Annotated in this window: 4 protein-coding genes; 2 read left to right on the top strand and 2 right to left on the bottom strand. The window is 67.9% G+C overall.

The window, feature by feature from the left end; translation table 11 throughout:
• On the bottom strand, nucleotides 1-585 hold a 585-nt coding region (locus tag VMD50_RS22090), incomplete at its 3' end, for a citrate synthase (RefSeq protein WP_325430714.1).
• A 319-nt stretch (nucleotides 586-904) separates the two neighbouring features.
• Between VMD50_RS22090 and VMD50_RS22085 the strand changes: the two genes are divergently transcribed.
• Nucleotides 905-1,393, top strand: coding sequence for an inorganic diphosphatase (locus VMD50_RS22085; protein ID WP_325430712.1), 489 nt, complete (start codon nucleotides 905-907; stop codon nucleotides 1,391-1,393).
• Nucleotides 1,394-1,636: 243 nt separating this feature from the next.
• Here the strand turns inward: VMD50_RS22085 and VMD50_RS22080 are convergent, their stop codons facing one another.
• Nucleotides 1,637-2,068, bottom strand: coding sequence for a hypothetical protein (locus VMD50_RS22080; RefSeq protein ID WP_475448092.1), 432 nt, complete (start codon nucleotides 2,066-2,068; stop codon nucleotides 1,637-1,639).
• A gap of 41 nt (nucleotides 2,069-2,109) precedes the next feature.
• Here VMD50_RS22080 and VMD50_RS22075 point away from each other — a divergent pair.
• Nucleotides 2,110-2,335, top strand: a 226-nt coding sequence (locus tag VMD50_RS22075; protein WP_325430710.1) for an Hsp20/alpha crystallin family protein, incomplete at its 3' end; no start/stop codon positions are given.

Raw genomic sequence — 2,335 nt, 5'->3', positions numbered from 1 at the left:
TGGACCGGACGGGTCCGGCCGGGGGCAGGCGATCCACCATGCCGGCGATGATGCTCCGCCCGGCCGCGAGCACGGCCGACTGATCGAGCTGGAGCCGCAGCGGGTCGGTCGCTGCGATCGCAGGCCAATGACCTGGAGCCGTTCAAGCGGCAGGATACCGGCCGGCAGCCCAGTCTGCGCGGTCCGGCCCGCCGCCATCGCGGCGGCCGTCGCCCGCCAGGCGGGCCCGGCGGCAGGCCGCGCCGTCGCCCGCGTGGACGGCAGTTCGCCGGTCCAGAGCAACGCCGCGACTTCCTCGAAAGTGTGGCTGACCGCGAGCCTGGTAGCGTCGAGCCCGCGGTAGCGGAGGTTGTCGGCGGTAATCACGGTGATGGCCGACTTGATCGTGATATCCGCGACGCCAGCCGGGCGCCCCGGGCGGCCGCGCCGGGCCAGCCGCTCGACCTCGGCCGGGTCGAAGAGGCTACCCCGTCCGTCCGCAGATTTACTCCGGCCGAGCACGCCGGGGCTGACGTAGGCACACAGGGTCGCGGGCTTGATGCCGAGGCGCTGAGCAGCTTGCGCGGCAGTCATGAAGTCAGTCATGCTCAGTCACCACGATGGTACCAATATTGAGTTTTATCAAAATTGACCAGAACCTCCGGGCTGTCAAGTCCGGGCGGTGGACGGCTGAACCGGCGGCCACGGCCGCCATGTCAAAGGTGACCATACGGCGACCTGACACAACTTCGGTGAGACAGGAGAGCGGGGACCTGCCTCGGATGCCATTGTCCTGACTATCCCGTGGGAGTCTTGTGCTGGGCAGACGTTTGCCTTTCGCTCACATCCCTTTAATGTCAAGATCACGGGCTGGGCTACGGGCACCATAGGACCTGCGCCGGGCGATCGAGGACGGAGACGCGACATGGAGTTCGATGTGGTGATCGAGATCCCGCGCGGGAGCCGGAACAAGTACGAGGCCGACCATGACACCGGCCGGATCCGGCTCGACCGGACCCTGTTCACCGCGACCCAGTACCCGGCCGACTACGGGTTCGTGGAGGACACCCTGGGCGAGGACGGCGATCCGCTCGACGCGCTCGTCCTGGTGCTGGAGCCCACCTTCCCCGGCTGCCTGATCCGCAGCCGCGCGGTCGGCATGTTCCGGATGACCGACGAGAAGGGCGGCGACGACAAGATCCTCTGCGTCCCGGCCGGCGACTCGCGCCAGGAGCACCTGCGTGAGCTGGAGGATGTGCCGGAGTTCTACCGGCTGGAGATCCACCACTTCTTCACCGTCTACAAAGAGCTGGAACCGGGCAAGGGCGTCCGCGACACCGCCTGGGCTGACCGCACCGCGGCGGAGGCCGAAGTCGAGGCGTCTCGACGGCGGCTGCGGGAGGCCGGCGGCTGACCACGGGGCGCCGCCGCCATCTCACCGTCGCCGTGGCCGGCCAAGGGGGATCATCTCGCCGGATCTCGCCTCCAAACCAGATACACCTGTTCGTTGTCGGCAAGCGCTTCTACGACTGGATCTCCACGCCGGGAGAGTACGAGCAGCTCTTACGAGACTGTGCTTCCCGGACACGGTGACATATTCGGGCACGACAGGACCGCTGAGAAGCAGACGATTATAGGCCTCGGTCCCGTCGCGGCACTACTGGGGTGGGTGCTCACGGTCCTTGCCGTGCTTCGGTGATCCTGGCGCGTGCCCAGCCTTCTTCGCCGTGGCGATCGATGCCCTGGCGGCGGGGCGGGGCGGGTCCACCATGCCGACCAGGGCGATCAGCTCCAGCCCGGTGACCAGCGGGATCGCGGTCATCTGGTTCAGCGTCAGCGTGCCGGTCTTGTCCGAGTTGATCGCCGAGGTGGATCCGAGCGTCTGGGTCGACGCCAGCCGCTTCATGATCGCGCCGGCCTTGGCGAGCTGCTCCGTCCCCCAGGCCAGGATGGTCGTGACCACCGTCGGCAGCCCGACCGGGATCGCGGCGATGGCGAACGCGACGGCGGCGTTGAAGACGGCGATGAACGTCTCGCCGCGGGCCAGGTTCAGCGCCATCGACGCGATCAGCGCGAGGCCCGCGATCACCAGGATCTGCTCGGTCAGAGATGATCCCGCTCACCGTCCCCATGACCGAGCAGTTACTCGCCTGCCTTCACCCGTGCACCTGGGGAGGTCTCCGGGAGAAGTCGGGCGCGATGCTCCGCCGTCGGCGCGGCAAGTTCGCCTACCGCACTACCCTGTCCTCGGACGCCGACGCCGAGAAGATAGACGCCCAGCTGGCCGACGGCATCCTCACCGTGCGCCTGCCCAAAGGATCGAGGCCCAGTCCCGCAAGATCGAGGTCAAGTCCTA

The organism is Mycobacterium sp. (assembly GCF_035506235.1).
Taxonomy (GTDB): domain Bacteria; phylum Actinomycetota; class Actinomycetes; order Mycobacteriales; family Mycobacteriaceae; genus Mycobacterium.
This window is presented reverse-complemented; position numbering and strand designations above follow the sequence as displayed.

Coding starts and splice junctions, on each gene's coding strand:
- VMD50_RS22085 (WP_325430712.1), top strand. CDS start 905: ATGGAGTTCGATGTGGTGATCGAGATCCCGCGCGGGAGCCGGAACAAG.